Annotated in this window: 16 protein-coding genes and 2 pseudogenes; 9 read left to right on the top strand and 9 right to left on the bottom strand. The window is 63.1% G+C overall.

The window, feature by feature from the left end:
• Positions 1-32 precede the first annotated feature (32 nt).
• From phnC to parE, 5 genes and pseudogenes are all read left to right on the top strand, one after another.
• Positions 33-866, top strand: a complete 834-nt coding sequence (gene phnC / locus AUC70_RS13525) for a phosphonate ABC transporter ATP-binding protein (protein ID WP_069445327.1) — start codon at positions 33-35, stop codon at positions 864-866.
• Positions 863-1,666 (top strand): phosphonate ABC transporter, permease protein PhnE, encoded by an 804-nt coding sequence (phnE, locus tag AUC70_RS13520; protein WP_069445326.1) that lies wholly within the window; start codon positions 863-865, stop codon positions 1,664-1,666. Before phnC ends, phnE (AUC70_RS13520) begins: the two co-directional genes overlap by 4 nt.
• Positions 1,666-2,481, top strand: coding sequence for a phosphonate ABC transporter, permease protein PhnE (gene phnE / locus AUC70_RS13515; RefSeq protein WP_069445325.1), 816 nt, complete (start codon positions 1,666-1,668; stop codon positions 2,479-2,481). Before phnE (AUC70_RS13520) ends, phnE (AUC70_RS13515) begins: the two co-directional genes overlap by 1 nt.
• 77 nt (positions 2,482-2,558) lie before the next feature.
• Positions 2,559-4,655, top strand: coding sequence for a PhoX family protein (locus tag AUC70_RS13510; protein ID WP_069445324.1), 2,097 nt, complete (start codon positions 2,559-2,561; stop codon positions 4,653-4,655).
• A gap of 150 nt (positions 4,656-4,805) precedes the next feature.
• Positions 4,806-6,871, top strand: a pseudogene (gene parE / locus AUC70_RS13505) (DNA topoisomerase IV subunit B).
• A 30-nt stretch (positions 6,872-6,901) separates the two neighbouring features.
• Here the strand turns inward: parE and AUC70_RS13500 are convergent.
• Complete coding sequence (locus AUC70_RS13500) at positions 6,902-7,375, bottom strand: methyltransferase family protein (protein WP_083241585.1); 474 nt, start codon at positions 7,373-7,375, stop codon at positions 6,902-6,904.
• A gap of 245 nt (positions 7,376-7,620) precedes the next feature.
• Here AUC70_RS13500 and AUC70_RS13495 point away from each other — a divergent pair, with 245 nt between their 5' ends.
• On the top strand, positions 7,621-9,066 hold the full coding sequence (locus tag AUC70_RS13495; RefSeq protein ID WP_069445323.1) for a DEAD/DEAH box helicase: 1,446 nt from the start codon (positions 7,621-7,623) through the stop codon (positions 9,064-9,066).
• Between the two features lie 18 nt (positions 9,067-9,084).
• Here AUC70_RS13495 and AUC70_RS13490 read toward each other — a convergent pair.
• The 7 genes and pseudogenes from AUC70_RS13490 to AUC70_RS13460 all read right to left on the bottom strand — a co-directional run bounded on the left by AUC70_RS13490 (position 9,085) and on the right by AUC70_RS13460 (position 16,184).
• Positions 9,085-9,476: pseudogene (locus AUC70_RS13490) on the bottom strand (HesB/IscA family protein).
• A gap of 55 nt (positions 9,477-9,531) precedes the next feature.
• Positions 9,532-10,023 (bottom strand): SUF system Fe-S cluster assembly protein, encoded by a 492-nt coding sequence (locus AUC70_RS13485; RefSeq protein ID WP_174202129.1) that lies wholly within the window; start codon positions 10,021-10,023, stop codon positions 9,532-9,534.
• A gap of 32 nt (positions 10,024-10,055) precedes the next feature.
• Complete coding sequence (locus AUC70_RS13480; protein ID WP_069445509.1) at positions 10,056-11,306, bottom strand: cysteine desulfurase; 1,251 nt, start codon at positions 11,304-11,306, stop codon at positions 10,056-10,058.
• 18 nt (positions 11,307-11,324) lie between these two features.
• Positions 11,325-12,671: a Fe-S cluster assembly protein SufD gene (gene sufD, locus AUC70_RS13475; RefSeq protein ID WP_069445322.1), complete on the bottom strand. Its 1,347-nt coding sequence runs from the start codon at positions 12,669-12,671 to the stop codon at positions 11,325-11,327.
• Positions 12,672-12,683: 12 nt separating this feature from the next.
• Positions 12,684-13,442, bottom strand: a complete 759-nt coding sequence (gene sufC, locus AUC70_RS13470; protein ID WP_069445321.1) for a Fe-S cluster assembly ATPase SufC — start codon at positions 13,440-13,442, stop codon at positions 12,684-12,686.
• A 63-nt stretch (positions 13,443-13,505) separates the two neighbouring features.
• On the bottom strand, positions 13,506-14,978 hold the full coding sequence (sufB, locus tag AUC70_RS13465) for a Fe-S cluster assembly protein SufB (RefSeq protein WP_069445320.1): 1,473 nt from the start codon (positions 14,976-14,978) through the stop codon (positions 13,506-13,508).
• Between the two features lie 54 nt (positions 14,979-15,032).
• Positions 15,033-16,184, bottom strand: a complete 1,152-nt coding sequence (locus AUC70_RS13460; RefSeq protein ID WP_069445319.1) for a cysteine desulfurase family protein — start codon at positions 16,182-16,184, stop codon at positions 15,033-15,035.
• A gap of 309 nt (positions 16,185-16,493) precedes the next feature.
• On the opposite strand from AUC70_RS13460, the gene AUC70_RS13455 reads away from it, so the two are divergent.
• Entirely contained in the window at positions 16,494-17,177 is a 684-nt protein-coding gene (locus AUC70_RS13455) for an alpha/beta hydrolase (RefSeq protein ID WP_069445318.1), read from the top strand.
• A 146-nt stretch (positions 17,178-17,323) separates the two neighbouring features.
• The gene (tyrS, locus tag AUC70_RS13450) at positions 17,324-18,577 is read left to right on the top strand and encodes a tyrosine--tRNA ligase (RefSeq protein ID WP_069445317.1); all 1,254 of its coding nucleotides are present in this window, start codon (positions 17,324-17,326) and stop codon (positions 18,575-18,577) included.
• On the opposite strand, the gene AUC70_RS13445 is transcribed toward tyrS, so the two are convergent.
• On the bottom strand, positions 18,574-22,254 hold the full coding sequence (locus AUC70_RS13445) for a YhdP family protein (RefSeq protein WP_069445316.1): 3,681 nt from the start codon (positions 22,252-22,254) through the stop codon (positions 18,574-18,576). The two genes, tyrS and AUC70_RS13445, sit on opposite strands and share 4 nt — an antisense overlap.
• Before the next feature lie 508 nt (positions 22,255-22,762).
• On the opposite strand from AUC70_RS13445, the gene AUC70_RS13440 reads away from it, so the two are divergent.
• Entirely contained in the window at positions 22,763-23,302 is a 540-nt protein-coding gene (locus AUC70_RS13440) for a bactofilin family protein (RefSeq protein ID WP_069445315.1), read from the top strand.
• Positions 23,303-23,369 lie beyond the last annotated feature (67 nt).

Raw genomic sequence — 23,369 nt, 5'->3', positions numbered from 1 at the left:
CCACGGCCCGACAGGCGTCGCCCGGACACGATATGCTGCGCGTTTCCTCACTTTCAAAACGGTACAAGGGCGGCGATGAGGCGCTGCGCGGCGTCGCCTTCGAGGTTCCCGCGGGCCAGGTCGTCGCCCTGATCGGACCATCCGGCTCCGGCAAATCCACGCTCATCCGCTGCATCAACCGCCTCGTCAAACCGACGAACGGCAGCGTCGAACTGAACGGCACCGACATCACGCGGCTCGGCGGAAGAGGCCTGCGCCGCGCCCGGCGGCTCATGGGCATGATCTTCCAGGAATACGCGCTCGTGGAGCGCCTGACCGTGATGGAGAACGTCCTGTCCGGCCGCCTCGGCTACGTTTCCTTCTGGCGCTCGTTCCTCCGGCGCTTTCCGCAAAGCGACGTGGACAAGGCCTTCGCCCTTCTGGATCGCGTAGGGCTCGCCGAACACGTCGACAAGCGGGCAAGCGACATGTCCGGCGGTCAGCGGCAGCGGGTGGGTATCGCCCGGGCGCTCGAGCAGGACCCTGCTCTTCTTCTCGTCGACGAACCGACGGCCTCGCTCGATCCCAAGACCGCGCGCCAGATCATGCGCCTGATCTGCGAGGTCTGCCGCGAGCGCGGCCTGCCGGCGATCATCAGCATGCACGACGTGCCGCTCGCCAAGATGTTCGCCGACCGCATCATTGGTCTGCGCGCGGGCGAGATCGTGTTCGACGGCCTTCCTGCGAAACTGGATCGCGCGGTGCTCACCGAAATCTACGGGGAAGAAGACTGGACGCAGATCCATACAGACGACGAAGCGGCGGACACACCGGATGCACATGAGGACCGGCAGCCCCTCGAAGAACGTATGGCCGGGCTCACATGAGGCCCGCCGCGCCGTCCGCCGGCTGGTCCCGACCTCCGCTCATCCGCAATGCGTGGCTCCGCTGGGGGCTCTATCTCGGCTTGGGTCTGTATCTGATCGCTGCCTTGTCGACGCTGGACGTCAATTGGCAGCGCGTGCTCGACGGCGTCAGTAACGGGTGGCGCGTCCTCGAGGGCTTTTTCACGCCCGATTTCACCTCGCGCTCGCGCGATATCTGGCAGGGGATGGAGGAGAGCCTGACCATGACGGTGACCTCCACCGTGGTCGGCTGCCTCATCTCCATTCCCATCGGGCTCGGCGCCGCGCGCAACATCGCGCCCCTGCCCGTCTATGCGGTGTGCCGGTCCATCATCGCGCTCTCGCGGGCCTTCCAAGAAATCATCATCGCCATTCTGTTCGTCGCCATGTTCGGCTTCGGGCCGTTTGCAGGATTCCTCACCCTCTCCTTCGCCACGATCGGCTTCATGGCGAAGCTCCTCGCCGAAGACATCGAGGATATCCAGGAGGCGCAGGCCGAAGCCATCCGCGCGACCGGCGCATCGTGGTGGCAGGTCATCAACTACGGCATTCAGCCTCAGGTCATGCCGCGCCTGATCGGCCTCTCGCTCTATCGGCTTGACATCAATTTCCGCGAGAGCGCGGTGATCGGCATCGTCGGCGCGGGCGGCATCGGCGCCACGCTCAACACGGCCATGTCGCGCTACGACTACGACACCGCCGGCGCGATCCTGCTCATGATCATCGCCGTGGTGCTCGTGGCCGAGTATGCATCCAGCCATCTGCGCAAATGGGTGCAGTGATGCCGGTGACCACACACAACGGCCAACTCTTGTGGCAGCGCCGCACACCCCTCACCCAATGGGCCATCTGGTTTGGCTGGCTCGCACTCGCCGTCCTGTTCGTTCTCAGCTGGCAGATCATGAACAAGAACACGATCTGGCTGTTCGTGGAGGACGCCCCACGGCAAGCCGCCGACCTGCTCTCGCGCGCCTGGCCGCCCCGCTGGTCCTATCTCGAGCGCCTTTGGGGGCCTCTGTGGGATACGATCAATATCGCCACGCTGGGGACAGGGCTCGGGATCGTGCTGGCGACGCCGGTTGCCTTTCTCGCCGCCCGCAACACGACACCGAGCGCGGCCCTGCTCCGCCCGCTCGCGCTGCTGATCATCGTCGCCTCGCGGTCCATCAATTCGCTGATCTGGGCGCTGCTGCTGGTCGCGATCATCGGACCGGGCCTGCTTGCCGGCATCATCGCCATCGCCCTGCGGTCGATCGGCTTTATCGGCAAGCTGCTCTACGAGGCCATCGAGGAGATCGACGAGACCCAGGTGGAAGCCGTGCGCGCGACCGGCGCCTCGGGCCGGCAGATCATGGATTATGCCGTGTGGCCCCAGATCGCACCGGCGTTCGCCGGCATCTCCGTGTTCCGCTGGGATATCAACATCCGGGAATCCACGATCCTCGGGCTCGTGGGCGCGGGCGGCATCGGGCTGCAGTTGCAATCGTCGCTGGCACGCCTCGCCTGGGCCGAGGTCACCGTCATCTTCATCGTTATTCTGGCCACAGTCGCCGTGTCGGAATGGGTTTCGGCGAAGGTTCGCGCGGCAATCATCTGACTACGGACAGTTGAAAAACTGTAACATTGCGCGCGCAAGATGTTGCCCGCTGAGACGAACAAGTTTGAGGGCCAACGATGTCCGACCCCCGCGACGATGAAGATTGGGCCGCCGCCATGGAGGCGATCGACGATACGCCGGTCAGTCCCTCGGAGGGAGACACGATCGGCGACGTCATCGCTCGCCGGTACGACCGGCGCGGCCTTGTCAAAGGCGCGCTCGGCGTTACCGCCGCGACTGCGCTGTTCGGCCCGGCCGTCCTCGCCGCTCCGAAGACAGACTGTGTGGCGGAGGCCCAAGCCGATACGTTCACGCCCCCCAGCTTCGCCTTCGACGAGATCAAGGCCGGTGCCGACGAAAATCATCATCTCGCGGAAGGGTACGACGCGCTCGTTCTCCTCAGCTGGGGCGATCATCTCGGCAAGCCGAAGGAGGACGCTCCATTCGAGCCGTTGAAGCAGTCGGGGGCGGAGCAAAGCGACCGGTTCGGCTACAACAACGATTACATTGCCTACTTCCCGATCGACGGAAGCAGCGAGCACGGACTGTTGTGCGTCAACCACGAATATGCCGAGGCGACGCACATGTTCCCGAACGTCAAGAGCCTGAAAGACGACACCAACCGCGACTCCGTCGACGACGATATGGTGGACGTCGAAATGGCTGCTTTGGGCGTGAGCGTCGTCGAGATCAAGAAGCTCGACGGCAAGTGGACGGTCGTCTACGGCAGTCCCCTGAACCGGCGCATCACCGCCAACGAACCGATGGCGCTGGATGGTCCGGTCGCGGACGACGAGAAAGCGCTAAAAAGGCTCCGCACCAAGGACGACCCCGACGGACGCGATTTGCGCGGCACGGTCGCGAACTGCGCTGGCGGCAAGACGCCCTGGGGAACCTATCTGACCGCAGAAGAAAATTTCCATTACCTGTTCTGGACCGGGAAGAAAGACGCCAACCGCGATGCGCGCATCGAAGGCGAGCACACGGACTATCCGGCAAATTACAGGCGCTACCAGGTTCCCAAGCGGGGCACCCCATGGGGCCGGAAGTACGCCCACTTCAATGTCGACGAGGAACCGAACGAGCCCAACCGCTTCGGCTGGATCGTGGAATTCGACCCATACGACAAGAACTCCAAGCCGGTGAAGCACACCGCACTCGGGCGCTTCTTCCACGAGGGAGCCGAAACCGTCCTCAGCAATGACAACAAGGCGGTCGTTTTCACCGGCGACGATGCCAAGAACGAGTACGTCTATCGCTTCGTCAGCGATGGGACGTTTATCGACGACGAGTCCAAGAAGGCGGAGAACATGGCGCTGCTCTCGGCGGGCACGCTTTCCGTTGCGAAATTCAATGACGACGGCACCGGTGAGTGGATCGCCCTCACCCCCCAGAATTGCGGCGGCGACCGTCAAAGTGGCAATGGCTGGTTCTGCAGCCAAGCCGACATCCTGATCGACGCCCGCCTGGCCGCGGATCAGGTCGAGGCCACAAAGATGGACCGGCCCGAAGACGTGCAGCCCAACGAGAAGACGGGGCGCGTCTACGTCATGCTGACCAACAACGTCGAACGCAACGCTTCGACCGTCAATCGCGCCAATCCCCGCGCGAACAACCGGTTCGGCCACGTCATCGAAATCATTCCCGACAACGCGGATTTCGGCGCCGATCGCTTCACCTGGGACATCCTGGTCCGGTGCGGCGACCCCGATCGCGTGGAGCTCGGCGCGTATTGGAATGCCGCCACATCCAAAAACAGCTGGTTCGTCTCGCCCGACAACGCCACGGTGGACTGCCAGGGCCGGCTGTGGATTGCCACGGACCAAGGCCGGTATTGGCAGCAGACCATGCGCGCGGACGGGCTCTACGCCCTGGAGACACACGGCATCCGGCGTGGGACGCCACGCATGTTCTTCCGGGTCCCCGTCGGCGCCGAACTGTGCGGGCCCTGTTTCACACCGGACGGCGAGACGCTGTTCGTCTCGGTGCAGCACCCGGGTGCCGACGGCATGAAGGGCTATTGCGACGGCCGCACCGACTCCAAGTTCGACTGCAGCAAGGAAGCCAGCTTTGCTAACCCCGCGACCCGCTGGCCGGACTTCCAGGACGGCATGCCGCCCCGGCCATCCGTTGTGGCTATCACCAAGAAGGGCGGCGGCAAGATCGGCGGCTGATCCTGGTCGGCTTTGTCCGGCTCAAGAGCGCGAGACACCGTTGCCCTTGAAAATGCCGGGTCTCCGTGCGAGCTAGAATCGCGTTCCAAACGTCACTGATTCTCTGTTTTTCGAGGGTGCCGGCGCGCCCCGGCCAGGAGGACTCCACCGATCGCACCGAGACGAAAATCCTCAGCCGCGAACGATCTGTTCGACGCCCCGCCGGCAAGCCCCACGCGCGCCAAGCCTGCGCAAGAGAAGGCGCAAGCCAAGCAGAGCGCAAGGAGCAGTGGTGCGGAGGCCGGTTATACGGCTGCGGATATCGAGGTTCTCGAAGGTCTCGAGCCCGTCCGGAAGCGTCCGGGCATGTATATCGGCGGGACCGACGAGAAGGCGATGCACCACCTCTTCGCCGAGGTGCTGGACAACGCCATGGACGAAGCGGTGGCGGGCCATGCCAGCCGGATCGAGGTATCGCTCGACAAGGACGGCACGCTGAGGTCAGCGATAACGGCCGTGGCATCCCGATCGACCCCCATCCCAAGTTCAAGAAGAAATCCGCGCTCGAAGTCATCATGACGACGCTGCATGCGGGCGGAAAGTTCGACTCCAAGGTCTACGCCACCAGCGGCGGTCTGCACGGCGTCGGCGTGTCGGTGGCGAACGCCCTGTCCGAAACGCTGGAGGTCGAGGTGGCCCGCAGCCAGAAGCTCTACCGGCAGACCTACACGCGTGGGCTACCCGACGGCCCCTTGCAGAATCTCGGCCCCATCAAGAATCGGCGGGGCACCCGCGTGCGCTTTCGGCCCGACCCCCAGATCTTCGGCAAGGGAGCCGCCTTCAAGCCGGTACGTCTGTTCCGCATGGCGCGCTCCAAGGCGTATCTCTTCCGGGGCGTCGAAATCCGCTGGTCGTGCGACAAATCCCTGATCTCCGCCGGCAGCGACGTTCCCGAGAAAGCCGAGCTGCACTTCCCGGGCGGCCTCAAGGACTTCCTCGCCGACAGCATCAACGGCCAGACCACCGTGACTAACGACATCTTCGCCGGCCGGGTGGAGCGGGCGGAAGGCCACGGCTCGGTCGAATGGGCGATCGCTTGGGTCGCGAGCGCGGACGGGTTCATAAGCTCCTACTGCAACACGGTCCCGACCCCCGATGGCGGCACCCATGAGGCGGGCCTGCGCGCCGCTCTCACCAAGGGCCTCCGGGCCTACGGCGAGTTGACCGGCGTCAAGCGCGTGTCCCAGGTGACGGGCGACGACGTGCTCGGCACGGCCGCGGCCATGCTCTCGGTTTTCATTCGCGAGCCCGAATTCCAGGGGCAGACCAAGGACCGCTTGGCCACGCAAGAAGCCGCCCGGATCGTCGAAAACGCCGTGCGCGATGCCTTCGATCACTGGCTCACCGGGCACCCCAATCAAGCCGGAAAGCTTCTCGACTGGGTGGTGGACCGTTCCGAGGAGCGTCTTCGCCGCCGCAAAGAGAAGGAAGTCAGCCGGCAGACCGCAACGCGGCGCCTGCGTCTCCCCGGCAAGCTCGCCGATTGCTCATCGACGGGATCCGACGGCACGGAAATATTCATCGTCGAGGGCGACTCCGCCGGCGGCTCCGCCAAGCAGGCCCGCAACCGGGCCACGCAAGCCGTACTGCCGCTACGCGGAAAGATCCTGAATGTCGCCAGCGCGAGTTCGTCGAAGCTCGCCGACAACCAGCTTCTCAGCGATCTCATCCAGGCGCTTGGTTGCGGGACTCGAACCCGGTACCGGGAGGAGGATCTGCGCTACGACAAGGTCGTCGTCATGACCGATGCGGATGTGGACGGCGCGCATATCGCTTCGCTGCTCATCACGTTCTTCTTCCAGGAGATGAAGGGGCTGATCGAAAACGGTCACCTTTATCTCGCCGTGCCGCCGCTCTACCGGCTGAGCCAGGGAGCCAAGACCGCCTATGCGCGTGACGAGGCGCATAAGGATGTGCTGATGAAAGAGATGTTCAACGGCCGCGGCAAGGTGGATGTGAGTCGTTTCAAGGGTTTGGGTGAAATGCTTCCCAAGCAACTGAAGGAGACGACCATGGACCCGTCCTCGCGCACGCTGTTGCGGGTCGAGATCGACGACGAGGATCGTCCCGGCACGACCAAGACCGTCGATCAGCTCATGGGCAACAAGCCCGAGGCCCGCTTCAAATTCATCCAGGAACGGGCCGCGTTCGCCGAAGCCGAAGATCTCGATATCTGACGCAGCTTGCCGCGGGCCAAGCCGGAAGCCTCAGAGCCAGCGCGGAACCTGGTTCATATAGCTGCGATAGGCATCGCCGAATTTCCAGCTGAGATAGTCTTCCTCGCGCTTCACCACACCTAGGTGGAGGACGATCGCCGTCGGGACGAGCAGCAGCAGCATCCAAATACTGGTGAGCACCAGGCACAGGCCGAAATAGATCAGGATCAGACCGATATAGATGGGGTTCCGGGTAACCTTGTAGGCGCCCTCTCTGACGAGCACAGTCGACGGCTCACCCGGAACCACGCTCGTCCCCGCCTTGCGGAACCGCCGGGCTGGAAAGACGGCAAGTACAAAGCCCACCACCACGAAGACCAAGCCAACCGTGAGCCCCAGGCCGTTCGGCTGCGCAAGGCTGGGCCGATCGGGAACCAGAGTCGTCGAGGACGTAGCCAAGCAAAAGAGCGCCGAGAAATAGGATCGGCGCTTGATGGCAACGTCGGCGTAGTCTTTCGTCCTCATCGACTCCTCTATCCTGTTGAAACCGCCAGGCGCGGCCCGATGTTCTTAACGCTCGGAACAACTGCGAACTTTTGCCCCTTGCGCGTTTCGCCAATGCCGCCTATGTCATTCTCAAGCTATCCACGGTCATGTGGCCGTAATGATCGGGTGCTGTGTTGAATGCGCCCGGCGAATCGTAACAGCTAATCTTTGTAGCGATAGAACAAGACGCAAGGCCAGAGCCAGCGTCGCATTTTTGCTAACTCATGAGCTTTTCAAATCTTGGCTTAAGCCCAAAAGTCGAATCTGCGGTCGAAGCGGCCGGGTTCGATACGCCGACTCCTATTCAAGCCCAAGCGATACCCGTAGCCGTCTCTGGCCGCGATGTCTTGGGGATTGCACAGACGGGCACCGGTAAGACGGCCTCCTTCGTGCTCCCCATGCTGACGCGCCTCGAACGCGGACGCGCCCGGGCCCGCATGCCGCGAACGCTGATCCTGGAACCGACGCGCGAACTCGCCGCTCAGGTCGCCGAGGCGTTCGAACTTCTCGGCAGGAACCACAGGCTGACCGTCGCCCTGCTGATTGGCGGCGTCTCCTACGAGGAGCAGAACAAGAAACTCGACCGTGGCGCGGATGTCGTGATCGCCACCCCCGGCCGCCTTCTCGATCACCTCGAGCGCGGCAAGCTTCTGCTGAACAGCATCGAGATCCTCGTCGTCGACGAGGCCGACCGAATGCTCGATATGGGGTTCATCCCGGACATCGAGCGCATTTGTAAGGTCCTCCCCTTCACGCGGCAGACCCTCTTCTTCTCCGCGACCATGCCGCCTGAAATCCAACGGCTCGCCGACAACTTCCTACATACGCCGGAGCGCATCGAAGTCGCCCGGCCCGCGTCGGCCGCAACGACCATCACGCAGCGCCTGAAGAAGACGGGCGATCAACCGGCAGAGAAACGCGAAGCGTTGCGCGGCTTGATCCAGGAGGAAGACGTCAAGAACGCTATCATCTTCTGCAATCGCAAGAAGGATGTGGGTGTCGTCTTCCGCTCGTTGCAGCGCCACGGCTTCAACGTGGGCGCGCTGCACGGCGACATGGACCAGCGGCAGCGCACAGCGACGCTCGATGCCTTTCGCAGTGGAGAGATTCCGCTCCTCGTCGCCAGCGACGTGGCGGCCCGTGGGCTCGACATTCCCGCAGTGAGCCATGTCTTCAATTACGACGTTCCGGTCCATCCCGAGGACTACGTCCACAGGATTGGCCGCACGGGCCGAGCCGGCCGTGAGGGTCACGCCGCGATGCTTGTCACGCCCAAGGACCACAAGGCTCTGAAGGCCATCGAATCGTTGTTGCGCGAGGAGATTGCCTGGGTGGATGGCGCGCCCAATCCGCAAGAGGTTGAGGAAGCCAAGAGCGCCGGCCGCGAAAACGGACGCGGACGCCGCCGAGGCGGCCGTTCCCGGCGTGGCGGCCAAAAGTCTTCCGAGGCAGAAACGGCCGAGCCACCCAAGCAGCAGCACGCCGACCGCAAGTCCGACGACGGTGACGCGCGGCCAGCCGCGAAGGCGAAGCCGGCGCCCAAGCCCGCACCCAAGGCCAAGCCGAACTCGGCGGGCAAATCCCGCTCGGGCCAGGGCCGCGAGAACCAGCCCGTGGGTATGGGGGACCATGTCCCCGCCTTCATGATGCGGCCGGTGCGCGCAACCTAAGTTTTTCGGAAAACGCCGTTATTCGGTGATATTGGCCGGCTCTGGGTCCGGCTGGCCTGCGGGCTTGAGCATCACGGACTCGCCGCAGCCACAGGCGCTGGTCTGGTTTGGATTGTTGAACACGAACCCGGAGCGCATCCGACTGACCTGATAGTCCATCTCGGTCCCGAGCAGAAACATCAGGGCCGACGGGTCGATGAGGATGGTTACGCCCTTGTCCTCGACAACTTCGTCATGGGGTTGGCGCTCGGCGGCGTACTCCATCGTGTACTCCATACCGGCACAACCGCCGTTTTTGACGCCGATGCGAACCGCCTCCAGCTCCGGGCCCGAGGCAGCACCCAGCTTACGCACCGCGCGGCGGCGGCTTCGGTGAGACTCATGGCTTGTGGGCGCGGTCGATTGGTCATACTTCGAAAATGGGACGGATTCCCTGGTACTTCAAGTGCCTAGAATATCAAACACCTAGAACATGTTGAGGGCGAGACGCGCCTCGTCGGACATCCGGGACATATCCCATGGCGGGTCGAAGACCAAATTGACGTCGACCTGCCCGACCCCCGGCACGGACGCGACCGCATTCTGGACCCAGCCGGGCATTTCGCCCGCTACCGGACATCCCGGGGCCGTCAGGGTCATTTCAATCTCGATATTCCGGTCGTCATCGACGTCGATCTTGTAGATCAGGCCGAGTTCGTAGATATCGACGGGAATTTCGGGGTCGAACACCGTTTTCAACGCGCTGACGAGATCGCCATGCAGCCGCTCGAGTTCATCGGGCGGGATCGAGGACGGCGCGTCCTCGTCGAAGGGCGACGGATCCGGCGCAGCGCCAGGATCGCCGGCCTCAGGGGCCTCAGCCGCGGACTGAATATGGCCAGGCACGGACTGAGACAGCCCCGGCGACATTTCGTTTGGGATGTCAGTGTCTTCGCTTCGTTGAGTCTTTTCAACCATCTGGGAAGCCTTCCTTAGGGCCCATCTTAGCCCTAGGCGAACATGGCGCGCACCTTGTGCAGCGCGTCCACCAATCGATCCACATCGTCTTGGCTATTATACATGGCGAAAGATGCCCGGCATGTCGAGGTGACACCAAAGCGCGCCAGGAGCGGCTCACAGCAATGTGTGCCGGCCCTGACCGCCACGCCATAGCGGTCCAAGATGGTGCTGACGTCGTGCGGGTGGGCCCCGTCGACCTCGAAGGAGACGATACCGCCCTTCCCTTCGGCCTGGCCGTAGATATTCAGCCAATTCAACTCGCCCAGCCGGTCCATGGCGTAGGTGAGCACTTTGTGCTCATGCGCGGCGATATTCTCCCGGCCGATCGATTCCACATAATCGATCGCGGCGCCGAGCCCGATTGCCTGGACGATCGCGGGCGTTCCCGCCTCGAAGCGATGGGGTGGCGTCGCGTAGGTCACCTCGTCGGTGGTGACGTAGCCGATCATCTCGCCGCCGCCCTGATAGGGCCGCATGGCGTCCAGCAGCGCCTTTTTCCCGTAGAGAACGCCGATGCCGGTGGGGCCGTAGAGCTTGTGGCCCGTGAACGTATAGAAGTCGCAATCGAGATCGCGCACATCGACAGGGAGATGCACCGCCCCTTGCGCCCCATCGACCAGCACGGGCACGCCGTGGTCATGCGCGATCCGCACGACCTCCTTGATCGGAACGATCGTGCCGAGCACGTTCGACATCTGGGTGATCGCGATCATCTTGGTGCGCGGCGAGATCAGCTTCTCGAACTCATCGAGCAGAAACGTTCCGTCGTCCGCGACCGGCGCCCATTTCAGCACTGCGCCCTGGCGCTCCCGCAGGAAATGCCACGGCACGATATTGGAGTGATGCTCCATGATCGAAATGAGGATCTCGTCGCCTGCCTCAATACGCGGCGAGCCGAACGACGAGGCGACGAGATTGATGGCCTCGGTTGCGTTCCGGGTGAAAATGATCTCTTCGTCGTGGGCCGCGTTCAGAAAGGCCCGCACTTTCCCGCGCGCCTTCTCGAAATTCTCCGTGGCCAAATTCGACAGATAGTGAAGCCCGCGATGGACGTTGGCGTATTCGGCCGAATAAGGCTGGGTGATCGTATCGATCACCTGAAGCGGCTTCTGGGCCGAAGCGCCATTGTCGAGATAGGTCAGCGGCTTGCCATGTACCGTCTCCGACAGGATAGGAAAGTCCGCCCGGATGCGCTCGACATCGAACGAACCCGCTTGAGAGGCACCAGAGGACGGGGACATGACATTCATCGGGTCCTCCTACTCCGCCGGCGTGCCGAGCCACTCGGCGGCAACGGCGGTGAACGCGTCCGCGATCGTCTCGTCGTCCAAGGCCTCGAACGCCTCGCCGACAAACGCCTGGATCAGAAGCGCCCGCGCCTCGGCCTCGGGAAGACCACGTGCGCGCAGGTAGAACAGCAGCTCTTCGTCGATCTGGCCGGACGTGGCGCCATGACCGCAGACCACGTCGTCGGCATAGATCTCCAGCTCGGGCTTTGAGTCGAACTCGGCCGTCTCGGACAGGAGCAGCGCCTGGGACATCTGCTTGCCGTCGGTCTTCTGAGCGTCTGGGGCGACGACGATCTTGCCCTGGAAGACGCCACGGGCCTCGTCGTTGAGGACGAGCTTGAATAGTTCGCGGCTTTCGCAGGCCGGGACGTTGTGCTCAACCACCAGCGTCGTGTCGCAATGCTGGGTCCCGCGCGCCAGCGTCGCGCCGGAAATATCCGTGGCCGCGTTCTCGCCGTCGAAGCGGACATAGACCTGATTGCGGGCCAACGCGGCGCCCGTCGAGACATGGAACGCGTTGTAGCGCGCATCCGCACCGACATTGGCCACCCATACGTTCAGGTGAATCGTTTCAAGGGCTTCGCGCTGCAGCTTGAGGTGATGAATCGCCGATTTCGCCGCCAACGACACCGTCGTCACCACATTGCGCTGAATGCCCGAGACCCCGAACGTGCCGAAGCTCTCGATGAGGGTCGCCGAGGCGCCCTCCTCCGCGACAACGGCGTTGCGCGTGTAGATCGAACCCGCCTTGCCCGGGGCATCCAAGTGGATCAGATGGATCGGCTTCTGCAGCGTCAGGCCTTCGGGCAGCCGCACCGCGACACCTGCCGTCATCAGCGCCGTATTGAGCGCGATCACCACATCCTCGCCGCATCCGCCGGCTTCCTTGAGGCTTGCCGTCAGCCAGGCAGGCGGCGACTCCAGCATCTGCGCGAGCGGCGCGACTTCCACGCCGGCTTTGCGCAGTCCTTCGACGTCTGAGAGATCAGCGCGGAACTCGCCGGCGGCGATAACGAGACGGTAAGCGGGCAAAGCCATGAAAGCCTTGCCGATCGCCGTCTCCAGATCCGCATCGCTCACGGCGGCGTCCGCTTCAGCCAGAAGCGGCGGGATGCTGTCGAGCGCCCCGCGCAGATCGGTGTATTTCCATTCTTCCACGCGGCGGTGGGGCAAGCCGAGACCCGCATAGGTCTGGATTGCGCTCTTCCGCATGGCCGCGATCGCCGCATCGCCGGGCAATGCGTCCGCCGCGTGCTCGAAGAGATCGAGCAAGTCCTGCTCGGCCTTTGTCGTGAATTGTTGGACGGGTACGTCCATCAGTATGCTCCCTTACGCCGCCGAGGCTTCGTCTTGGCCATATTCGGCGTATCCGGATTTCTCGAGCTCCAGGGCCAGCTCCGGGCCGCCCGAGCGCGCAACGCGGCCCTTCGAAAGCACGTGCACCTTGTCCGGCACGATGTAGTTCAGAAGCCGCTGATAGTGAGTGATGACGAGCATGGAGCGCTCCGGCGAACGCAGCGCGTTCACGCCTTCGGAGACGATCCGCAACGCATCGATGTCGAGACCGGAATCGGTCTCGTCGAGAATGCATAGCTCGGGCTCCAGCAAGGACATCTGCAGGATCTCGTTGCGCTTCTTCTCGCCGCCGGAAAAGCCGACATTGAGCGGACGGCGCAGCATCTCGATGTCGATCTGCAGCCCCTTCGCCTTCTCCTTCACGGTACGGAGGAAGTCAGGCGTCGAAAACTCCTCTTCGCCGCGGGCCTTGCGCACCGCGTTCACGGCGCTGCGCAGGAAAGTCATGGTCGCGACGCCCGGAATCTCCATCGGGTACTGGAAGGCGAGGAAGACTCCGGCGGCCGCGCGCTCGTCCGGCTCCATCTCGAGCAGGTCTTTGCCGTTCCAGGTGACGGAGCCTTCGGTGACTTCGTAGTCTTCCTTGCCTGCGAGCACATAGGAAAGCGTCGACTTGCCCGAACCGTTCGGACCCATAATCGCGTGGACCTCGCCGGCCGGAACCGTCAAATCGAGGCCCTTCAGGATTTCGCGCCCGTCGACCTTGGCGTGGAGGTTTTTGATCTCAAGCATCAATTGGTCTTTCTAAAGTCTTGGTCTTGAATCGCTTTGCGAGGATGGAAGGACGCGCGGGATCTAGCCCACGCTGCCTTCCAGCGAAATGCCGATCAGCTTTTGCGTCTCGGCCATGAACTCCATCGGCAACTGCTGCAGCACATCGCGCACGAAGCCGTTCACGATGAGCGCCACGGCTTCCTCTTCGGAGAGGCCACGGCTCAAGCAGTAGAACAGTTGATCGTCGGAGATCTTCGAGGTGGTCGCCTCGTGCTCGAACGTGGCCGACGAATTCTTCGCCTCGATATACGGGATCGTATGGGCCCCGCATCTGTCGCCGATAAGGAGCGAGTCGCAGCAGGTGAAGTTGCGCGCGTTCGTGGCCCGGCGATGCGCCGAGACGAGACCGCGATAGGTATTGTCCGAGAACCCGGCGGCAATGCCCTTGGAGATGATGCGGCTCGACGTATCGCGGCCGAGATGGATCATCTTGGTGCCGCTGTCGACCTGCTGATAGCCGTTCGAGATCGCGATCGAGTAGAACTCACCGCGGCTGCCATGGCCGCGCAGGATGCAGGACGGATACTTCCAGGTAATGGCCGATCCTGTCTCGACTTGCGTCCAGGATATCTTCGAGCGGTCGCCACGGCAGTCTCCGCGCTTGGTCACGAAGTTGTAGACGCCGCCCTTGCCTTCCGCATCGCCCGGATACCAGTTCTGGACGGTCGAGTACTTGATCTCGGCGTCTTCCAGCGCGACGAGTTCGACCACCGCCGCGTGCAGCTGGTTCTCGTCGCGCATGGGCGCCGTGCAGCCTTCGAGATAGCTCACGTAGGAGCCCTTGTCGGCGATGATGAGCGTGCGCTCGAACTGTCCCGTATTTTCCGCGTTGATACGGAAATAGGTCGACAGCTCCATCGGGCAGCGGACGCCTTCCGGTACGTAGACGAACGATCCGTCAGAGAACACGGCCGAATTCAGCGTCGCGTAGAAATTGTCCGTAACCGGCACAACCGACCCCAGATACTTCTTCACGAGCTCGGGGTGGTTCCGCACCGCTTCGGAGATGGAGCAGAAGATCACGCCGGCCTTGGCCAGCTCCTCGCGGAAGGTGGTGACCACGGACACGCTGTCGAAGACGGCATCCACGGCGACCTTCGGCGCGCCTTGCACGCCCGCGAGCACTTCCTGCTCTTTCAGCGGAATACCGAGCTTCTCATAGGTCTTGAGCAGCTCGGGATCGACCTCTTCGAGGCTCTTGGGGCCCTCGGTGCTCTTCGGCGCGGCGTAATAATAGAGATCCTCGAAGTCGATCTTCGGATAATGGACCTTGGCCCAGGTGGGCTCCTGCATGGTCCGCCAGCGCTTGTAGGCTTCCAGCCGCCATTCGAGCATCCATTCGGGCTCGCCCTTCTTGGCCGAAATGAAGCGGACGATGTCTTCGTTCAGCCCTTTCGGGGCCATGACCGATTCAATCTCGGTCGAGAAGCCGTACTTGTACTTGTCGACGTCGATTTGTTTGACGCGTTCAACGGTTTCATCGACTGCAGGCATCGTCTTTTTCCCAATCTCGTTTTGGTCTTAAGCGTACGGAACGGCCAAATACCGCTAAGCCGCCGCTTTCTCGTCTTTCCTCAGCCGTTTAACGAGGTCGCCAAATGCACTGAGGAAGTCTTGGATATCGTTATCGCAACTGCGAAAACCAAGGCTGACCCGGATCGCAGCACGCGCCACCTCCGGAGCCGCCCCCATGGCGGTCAAAACGTGCGACGTCTCGACTTTGCCGGACGAGCATGCGCTGCCGGCACTGACAGATACGCCGGCAAGGTCGAGGCCGATCACAAGCGTTTCCGCCTTCAGGCCCGGCACCGCAATCAAGGACGTATTCGGCAACCGCGCCACGGACTGCGCGAACACCACGGCATCCGGGGCGATGGTCCGCACACCCTCTTCGAGCGCATCTCGGAGCCTCGCGATCTCGCCCATTGTCGACAGCTCCTTGGCCGCCAGATCCGCGGCAATCCCGAAGCCGACAATGCCGGCCACATTCTCCGTGCCCGGACGGCGGCGGCTTTCCTGTCCGCCACCGGTCATCAGGCGGCTCAACACTTGCGCCTTCGGCCAGACCACGGCCCCGACACCCTTCGGCCCGCCTATCTTGTGGGCCGAAAGCGTCAAGAGATCCGCACTCAGCGCGCTCATGTCGAGCGGGAGCCTCCCGGCCACTTGGACCGCATCCGTATGCAGCACGCCGTCCGCGTCATGGACCAGGCCAGCAGCCTCAGCGACCGGCTGCACGGCGCCCGTCTCATTGTTCGCCGCCATCAGGGACACGAAAGGACGGCTGCCCTCCGGGACCTCTTCGGCAAGCATCCGGGCAAGGCTATCCAGATCGACGATCCCCTCACCCGTCACCGGGAGCATAGCCCGTGCGCCGGGTCTGAAGCGGCCGCCCGACAGGACGGACGGATGCTCAATCGACGATATGAACGCCTTCCACGACGCCCCGCCCGCAGGCGGGGCCAATGCAAGCGCATTCGCCTCCGTGCCGCCGCTCGTGAAGATGACGTCTTCGGGCCGGGCATTGACGAGAGCGGCGACCTTGATGCGCGCTTCCTCGATCGCCGCCCGGGCGGCGCGGCCCTCCGCATGGACGGAGGAGGGATTGCCCACCAGATCGAACGCGTCCTGCATCACCTCGCGGACTTCCGGCCGCAAGGGAGCTGTCGCATTGTGGTCGAGATAGGCGCGCTGGTTCATGCTCTTTCGAAGCCGGAGGCTGATATTCGGTCCCGTCGGCCCTTCTAGGCGGTTATCGCTTGCACGAGCCCCTGTAGCCCGTGCTAAGAAGCCCGGCCTGACAGTCGGCTCGATCCTTGCGCCCAGCTAGATCGGAACAGCCTTGTTTGGAACAATTCTAATCTCTTGTTTTATAGGATTCTGAAGGGGCCAAGTCAAGCAATGCCGCGGCGGCAAACGCGCGGCGGAGCCTGAAAATCCGAAAAACCGGCCCCATATACGCAAGACCAATCCTGTCTGCTTACCAGACCAGCCGAGGCCCTAGCATACATGCCTGAAGTCAATATTAGCGGCCCAGCCGGCCGGATCGAAGCCCGCTACCACCATCAGCCGGCGGCTAATTCTCCGGTCGCCCTGATTCTCCATCCACACCCGCAATTCGGCGGGACGATGAACAATCAGGTTGTCTACCACATGTATTACGCCTTCCAGAAGCGCGGCTTCTCGGTCCTGCGCTTCAATTTCCGTGGCGTCGGCCGCAGCGAAGGTCTGTTCGACAACGGTCCCGGCGAGCTTGCGGATGCCGCGACGGCGCTGGATTGGCTCCAGGCCTACAATGCCGACGCACCGTCTTGCTGGATTGCCGGTGCCTCTTTCGGCTCCTGGATCGCCATGCAACTTCTGATGCGGCGTCCGGAGATCGAGGGTTTCATCTGCGTGGCACCGCCCGCGAACCTCTACGACTTCTCGTTTCTGGCCCCCTGCCCGTCCTCGGGCCTCATGGTCAATGGCGCGAAAGATCGAGTCGTTCCAACCGAATCCGTGCGCGGGCTCGTGGAAAGGCTGAAGACCCAGAAGGACGCCATCGTCGATCATGCGACGGTCCCCGATGCCAACCATTTCTTCGAGGACCAGATGGAAGGCCTCATGGAGGTCATCGACGGCTATCTCGACAAGCGCCTCGGCAAACCCAAGCCGCAAAAAGGCAAGGCCAAGAAGGAGTCGGCAGCCTAGGCTGCCTGACACCGGCCCTCACGTGCCGGTTCTCACTGATCGCGAGCGTGGATTCGTGATCGTGCATTGACGCGCCAAACCTGTTAGACGCTCGGGCGGGCGCACGCCGCGCTCGATTCCATTCGCTACAATCCGCACGTCCGACGATGACCACCGCAAAGTCCGACCTTCTCCACGAGCTTTCCGCACGCGGCTATATCCACCAGTGCACCGACGAGGCCGGGCTCGACGCGCTTGCCCGCAAGGAGATCATCACCGGTTACATCGGCTTCGATTGCACGGCACCGAGCCTGCATGTGGGCAACCTCGTCAGCATCATGCTGCTCCGAAAGCTGCAGCAGACTGGTCACCGGCCGATCGTGCTGATCGGCGGCGGGACGACGAAGGTCGGCGATCCCTCCGGCAAGGACGAAGCCCGCAAGCTGCTCGACGACGCGACGATCGCCTCGAACATTGAGGGCATTCAGCGCGTCTTCTCGAAGTTCGTGACCTTCGGAACCGGGGACCGCGATGCGATCCTCCTGAACAACGCCGAGTGGCTGGAGAAACTGAATTACATTTCGTTCCTGCGCGACTACGGACGGCACTTCAGCGTCAACCGCATGCTCAGCCAGGACTCGGTGAAGCTCCGCCTCGACCGTGAGCAGAATCTCAGCTTCATCGAATTCAACTACATGGTGCTCCAGGCTTACGACTTCGTGGAGCTCCACCGGCGCGAGGGATGCCGCCTGCAAATGGGCGGGTCCGACCAATGGGGCAATATCGTCACCGGCATCGAACTCGGCCGCCGGACCGACGGGGTCGAACTCTTCGGCGTGACCACACCCCTGCTCACGACCTCTTCGGGCGCCAAGATGGGCAAGACGGCCGACGGCGCCGTCTGGCTCAACCCCGACATGCTGTCCCCGTACGACTACTGGCAGTTTTGGCGGAACGCCGAGGACGCGGACGTGCCGCGCTTCCTCAAGCTCTTCACCGAACTCCCGCTCGACGAGATCGACCGGCTGGCGGCGCTGCAAGGCGCCGAACTCAACGACGCCAAGAAGATCCTCGCGACGGAGGCCACGGCGCTCGTTCACGGACGGGAAGCGGCGGAACAGGCCGCAGGGACGGCGCGTGCCACGTTCGAACAGGGGCAACTCGCCGCCGAACTGCCAACGATCGAAATCCCCAAAGCGGAGCTGGAAAGCGGCTTCGGCGTGCTCACGGCCAGCGTTCAAGCGGGTTTCGTGAAGTCCACCGGTGAGGCGCGGCGCCAGGTCAAAGGCGGCGGGCTCAAGGTCAACGACGTGGCGGTGAGCGACGAACGGCAGGTTCTGACCCCCGCCGATCTCACGGCCGACGGCGTGATCAAGCTCTCGCTCGGCAAGAAGCGCCACGCCCTGATCCGTCCGGTCTAGTTCAGCCCCCGCCGCTCTCGGGCATTTTGCAACGGACGCAAACGCCGCTTCTTGCGGGGCCGTTCCGTGCTGGTGTTCTCGCCCCACGTCTCCGTGCCCGCCGACGTTGTTCCTTGGGGCACGCCGCTATTGAAATCAAAGATCTGGCGGAAGATGCCGGGCGTCATCACCGACATCGGATTGACGAGCACGGTCGGGTCGTCGAGCTTGCCCTTGATGGCGAAGGTGATGCCGACGACGCCCTCGCCTTGCCGGCCGACCAAGACGCGCCCGAGAACGGGGACCGCGCCGAGAGCCGAGTTGAGTCCATAAAGCGGCACATAGGTTCCGCCCAGATCGAGCTTCCGCGCATTGAAATCGATCGTTCCGCGCAGCGTCGCACCGAGCTCGGGACCATTCACATAGGCATCGTCGAGCTGGAACTTGCCGCCGCCGGCGATGAAGGGCGCGCGCAGACGCCGGAACACGATCTGGCGTTTGACATCGTGCTGGTGCTGACCGAGCGCCGCCGCCGAACTCGGGTCGCTGAGGACATCGGCGACGACGCTGTCGCCGACGATGGCGAAATCACGGACACGCAGTGTGCCGGATTTGCGGACGCCGCCCGCATCCATGTTGACCCGCAGCGACGCGATACCTCCCTGGAGGCTGCGATAGAAGCCGATCAGGCGGAAGGCCGTGCCCGCATCGTCCGCATTGGCCACGAGGATTCGGGCACCATCGCTGTGCTGTAACTCGACACTCACGGACTTCTGCCCGCCGAGCAGTCCCCGCCCGTTCAAGGCGACCAGTTCGCCCGCGCGCTTGGTCAGGGCAACGTCCACGTCTGTCGCATAGCTGTTGTCGTAGCCAACGAGCCGGCCGATTTTCGCCGTCAGCTCGATGTTGGTGTCGTCACCCGATTCCGCCTTGGCGCTATCCGTCAACTGGTCGGCGGAAATCAAGGTGCGGAAGAAATCCCTGGCATCGTAAGACGGCCCTTCGGCGTGAATTTGCATCACGCCGTCGTCGCGCCGCTGCGCCTGGATGGACATATCCGTGAGCGTGCCGAACGCGAACTTGGGGAATGAGAGCGTCCTGATCTCATTTTCGGTGTCCAGGGCGACTTGTCCGGAGATCGCCAGGTTCTGTCCGGTGATCTGAAAGTCCTCGAGGTCCGTCGTGCCGTCCGGCTTCTTGTTCACGACGAAGCTGAGCTTTGCGTCCTGGCCCGGCTGTTTCTTCCAGCCAAAGGCATGGAACACGAGCTCGGCGTCGGTCAGATCAGCGACCATCGTCATCCTGGACGTATCCGGCTGACCGGTCCCCTTGCTCAGACCGCTGAGATAGAGCGTCACCGGCATCGGCCCGTTCACGATGTCGTTGACCTTGAGGCCGAGCTTTTCCCGCGAGGCCGCGTCCAGAACCGAGGTCACCGAGATCGGCGGCTGCTCGCTCTCGGGCGCATAGAACAGACGCTGCCAGTGCACCGAGGCCGGCACGCCCTTGATCGTCACATTGCCCGATGCACTGACGCCCTCGCTTGTCAGATTGACGTCGACAGCGCCGCCCTCGATCGCGAGATCGCCGACGAGGCCCGGCGTGATGGCATTCTGCAAGTGCGCCACGCCTGCGATCTTGATGTCCCTGGGATTGAGGTTCTCCACGAGGGGAATGTTGAAGGTAAACTCGCCCGTGGCCGTGCCGCCCAGGAAGTCCGGCTTCAGCCCGACCCCGGTGATGAAACCGAACGGCTGGTAATCCAGAAGCGTGGTGACCGCCGGTGTCGGTGCCGCTCCACGGAAGGTCACAACGCCCATATTCGGATTGTCGCGGATATCCGCGACGAAGAACCGCCCGTCGCTGACGTCGATCTCCATGCCGTTGGCCACGGTCACCTTGCCCGCGGGAATGTCCACGGAGAACTGCGCGCCTGCGAGCTTCAAGGTGCCCTCGCCCGTGCGGACCGGCGGCAATTCCGGAATGTAGGCGACCGACGTGTCGGTGAACTTCAGGTCCATTTCGACGGAATCGGCGGGGATGGGCCTCTTCTCCTTGATGTCGTCGAGCATCCCGGGCTTGAGCGCGACGTTGAACGAGCCGCCGAGAACCTGGCCCCCTTCGACATTCTCCAAGACCCATTGGCGCGCCGCACCCGCGAGAAAGCGTGGCCAGATCTGCTTGAACATTTCCATCGGCATCGGGCTGATCGTTCCGGACAACCGGACCGCGGGATCACCGAACGAGTCCGTGATCTTCCCCTTCGCGATAATCTCCGCTTCCCCGGCCCGGATGACAAAGCGCGAGATCGTGACGCTGCCGTCGGCGGCCGACACGCTCCCCTTCATATGCCATTGGTCGACCTCGGTCGGACCGAGGCCGAATTCCTCGACACCGAGAACCGAGTCGTTGGCTTTGATGTCGAAGGTCCAGGATTGAACCTCGTTCTTGTCGTCGAAGACCGGAACGAACGCGCCGCTGAAAGTCGCGTGCGAGTCTTTGCCCCATCGCAGTGTGGACGGAGCAAGTTCGATGACCCGGGTCTCCGTGATGTAGCGAAGCGTGAGTTCGCCGCGCTCGATCCGCACGGGCGTATCCGGATCCCATGGGGGTGTAATCTGGCCGGGCGCCAAGCGAACCTTCGCCTCGCCGCCAATGAAATCTCCATTGGGCGCGAGGTTCGCCAAGGCTTCGCCGTCCACGGCCATGTCCAGCGCCCGGAGCAAGCCGATGGTCGGGAAGTTGCCGGCGATCCCGGACGGCACCAAGTTGTTGACCAGGAACTGCGTCTCGAGCCCTTTGGTTCCGGCATTCTGGGCGGTGCGGACCTCGAGCTGCCAATCGCCACGGCTCGACGCCACATTGGCGTTGCCGACGAGGACGCTCCGGCGATCGTGGTGCTCCAGATTGAGCGCAAAGTCGGGCACCTGCCAGAAGGTCTGCGCGCCGTCCCTGTACAAAACGACGATCGAGTCCTTCAGCCCGAAGCGCGTCAGATAAGGACGTGTCGGACCGGCGTACACGCTGGAAGGCTTCATCGGCATTGGGGTTGAAGCGCTTGGCGCTCTTGGCGTGCTGAACCGGCGGCTCGCCAGACTGCGGGTCGGTGGAGATCGGTCCCGCATGAGCGGGGTGCCGTCTTCGCCCGGTTTGGAGAAGGCCAGAGACAGGCCGTTCTGCTCGTTGTAGGTCATGAGCAGCCGCGAACCGATGAAGTCCACACTTCCCGCCGCGATCTTGCCCGACAGCAGCGCCGAGCCGCTGAGACCCACCGCCGCGAGCGGTGCCTGCGCCACGACCTCCCCCTCCGGGTCGATCAGACGAACATCGCGCAAACGCAGCACCACGCCCGGACCATGGTCGCCACGCTGCAGAACAGCGTCGTCGATCTTCACGGTGAGGTCCGTCAGCTGATCGTTGATCGCATGCTCGATCGGCGCCACGAGGCCCGGCAGCGAGATGGGACCACGCGACAAACGCCCATAGCCCAAGACGATGGCGATCAGTCCGAGAACGAAAACCCCGGCGAAAATCTCCCGGCACACGTGGGCGCCGCGAGACGACAGCCGCGCCAGCTGAATCTGCACAGGCGCCGGGACGCTCTTGACCAGTTGGCGCCCTTGCTCAGGCAGCGCCCGGATGGCCTTGCCGCCATGCTTGGTAATCTTGGCGAGGGCTCCTGCGATCTGTTCGTCCATTCAGTCACGGACCCCAATGACGTGCCGGGGCCTCCATGCCGCGCTCTTCGAGTGAGGAACGCTGTTTCGCATCCATCGCCTCCACAAGATCGCATTCTCTGCCCGGTGCGCATCCAGGCCATCGAGCCAAGGCGATCTGTCCCCCGGCTGTCTCGGATTTCCGGTACGAGGAAACGTGTCCGGCACGCGCGCCGACGCAAGCGTGTCGTTGCCATGTGCGCGGGGCAACGCTCTAAGGTCTCGTTGGATTAAGATGGTTCAAAATCGGCTAAACCAAGGCGAATCAAGCTCTAAGCAGAACAGGACATACCCTAGCGCAAGCCCATGACAAGCAACATGACAAGACAGGCCGGAAACGATAATGTTTACGGAGCAACAGGGTGTTGCGCCTTGGCCGTCTACGCTGTCATAGCGATTATCTATGGGCGTAACGGTTTTGGTTGTGTGGGCCCGAATGCCGGGTTGTATTTCGCGTTGCGTCACGCGTTTTGAGGGGGAGAACCCAGCGATGTTCACAAAGAAACCTGAGCCGAGCAGTCCAATGGCCAAGCTGGGTGGCGAACGGCCCAGCCCCGCTCCGGAATCCAAATCGTCGCCGTTCACCGAGCGGCCGTCGCCCCAGCCGAAGCCAGCGGCCCCGGCAATGGGCAAGATGATCCCATCCATCATCGGCGAGGACCTCACGATCGAGGGAAACGTCTCATCGAAGGGTGAGATTCAAGTCGACGGTCAGATCAAGGGCGACGTTCATTGCGGCTCGCTGCTCCTGGGCGACAAGGCCCAAGTCGACGGTTCGGTTATCGCCGAGGACGTCGTCATCCGCGGGAAGGTTCTGGGATCCATCCGGGGCCTGCGTGTGAGCCTTCAGTCCCAATCCCATGTCGAGGGCGACATCTATCATCAGAGCCTGGCGATCGAGCAAGGCGCCTACTTCGAAGGTAAGTCGCGCCGGTCCGAGGACCCGCTGGTGGCGGATTCCTCTAGTGCCGGCCACAACGCACCCGCCCCGTCCGCGGGCAATCCTTTCTCGAGCAACGCCGCCGAGTAGTCGTCGCGGCGAACTTGGCTCTGAGCGATTCCGAAGCCGTGGGCGGGGTCTCCCGTCCACGGCTTCT

This window comes from Methyloceanibacter stevinii (genome assembly GCF_001723355.1).
Classification (GTDB): Bacteria; Pseudomonadota; Alphaproteobacteria; order Rhizobiales; family Methyloligellaceae; genus Methyloceanibacter; species Methyloceanibacter stevinii.
This window is presented reverse-complemented; position numbering and strand designations above follow the sequence as displayed.

What these genes read in the sequence shown, in the direction of transcription:
- phnC (WP_069445327.1), top strand. Translation starts at nt 33, where the DNA reads ATGCTGCGCGTTTCCTCACTTTCAAAACGGTACAAGGGCGGCGATGAG.
- phnE (WP_069445326.1), top strand. Translation starts at nt 863, where the DNA reads ATGAGGCCCGCCGCGCCGTCCGCCGGCTGGTCCCGACCTCCGCTCATC.
- phnE (WP_069445325.1), top strand. Translation starts at nt 1,666, where the DNA reads ATGCCGGTGACCACACACAACGGCCAACTCTTGTGGCAGCGCCGCACA.
- AUC70_RS13510 (WP_069445324.1), top strand. Translation starts at nt 2,559, where the DNA reads ATGTCCGACCCCCGCGACGATGAAGATTGGGCCGCCGCCATGGAGGCG.
- AUC70_RS13500 (WP_083241585.1), bottom strand. Translation starts at nt 7,375, where the DNA reads ATGAGGACGAAAGACTACGCCGACGTTGCCATCAAGCGCCGATCCTAT.
- AUC70_RS13495 (WP_069445323.1), top strand. Translation starts at nt 7,621, where the DNA reads ATGAGCTTTTCAAATCTTGGCTTAAGCCCAAAAGTCGAATCTGCGGTC.
- AUC70_RS13485 (WP_174202129.1), bottom strand. Translation starts at nt 10,023, where the DNA reads ATGGTTGAAAAGACTCAACGAAGCGAAGACACTGACATCCCAAACGAA.
- AUC70_RS13480 (WP_069445509.1), bottom strand. Translation starts at nt 11,306, where the DNA reads ATGTCCCCGTCCTCTGGTGCCTCTCAAGCGGGTTCGTTCGATGTCGAG.
- sufD (WP_069445322.1), bottom strand. Translation starts at nt 12,671, where the DNA reads ATGGACGTACCCGTCCAACAATTCACGACAAAGGCCGAGCAGGACTTG.
- sufC (WP_069445321.1), bottom strand. Translation starts at nt 13,442, where the DNA reads ATGCTTGAGATCAAAAACCTCCACGCCAAGGTCGACGGGCGCGAAATC.
- sufB (WP_069445320.1), bottom strand. Translation starts at nt 14,978, where the DNA reads ATGCCTGCAGTCGATGAAACCGTTGAACGCGTCAAACAAATCGACGTC.
- AUC70_RS13460 (WP_069445319.1), bottom strand. Translation starts at nt 16,184, where the DNA reads ATGAACCAGCGCGCCTATCTCGACCACAATGCGACAGCTCCCTTGCGG.
- AUC70_RS13455 (WP_069445318.1), top strand. Translation starts at nt 16,494, where the DNA reads ATGCCTGAAGTCAATATTAGCGGCCCAGCCGGCCGGATCGAAGCCCGC.
- tyrS (WP_069445317.1), top strand. Translation starts at nt 17,324, where the DNA reads ATGACCACCGCAAAGTCCGACCTTCTCCACGAGCTTTCCGCACGCGGC.
- AUC70_RS13445 (WP_069445316.1), bottom strand. Translation starts at nt 22,254, where the DNA reads ATGGACGAACAGATCGCAGGAGCCCTCGCCAAGATTACCAAGCATGGC.
- AUC70_RS13440 (WP_069445315.1), top strand. Translation starts at nt 22,763, where the DNA reads ATGTTCACAAAGAAACCTGAGCCGAGCAGTCCAATGGCCAAGCTGGGT.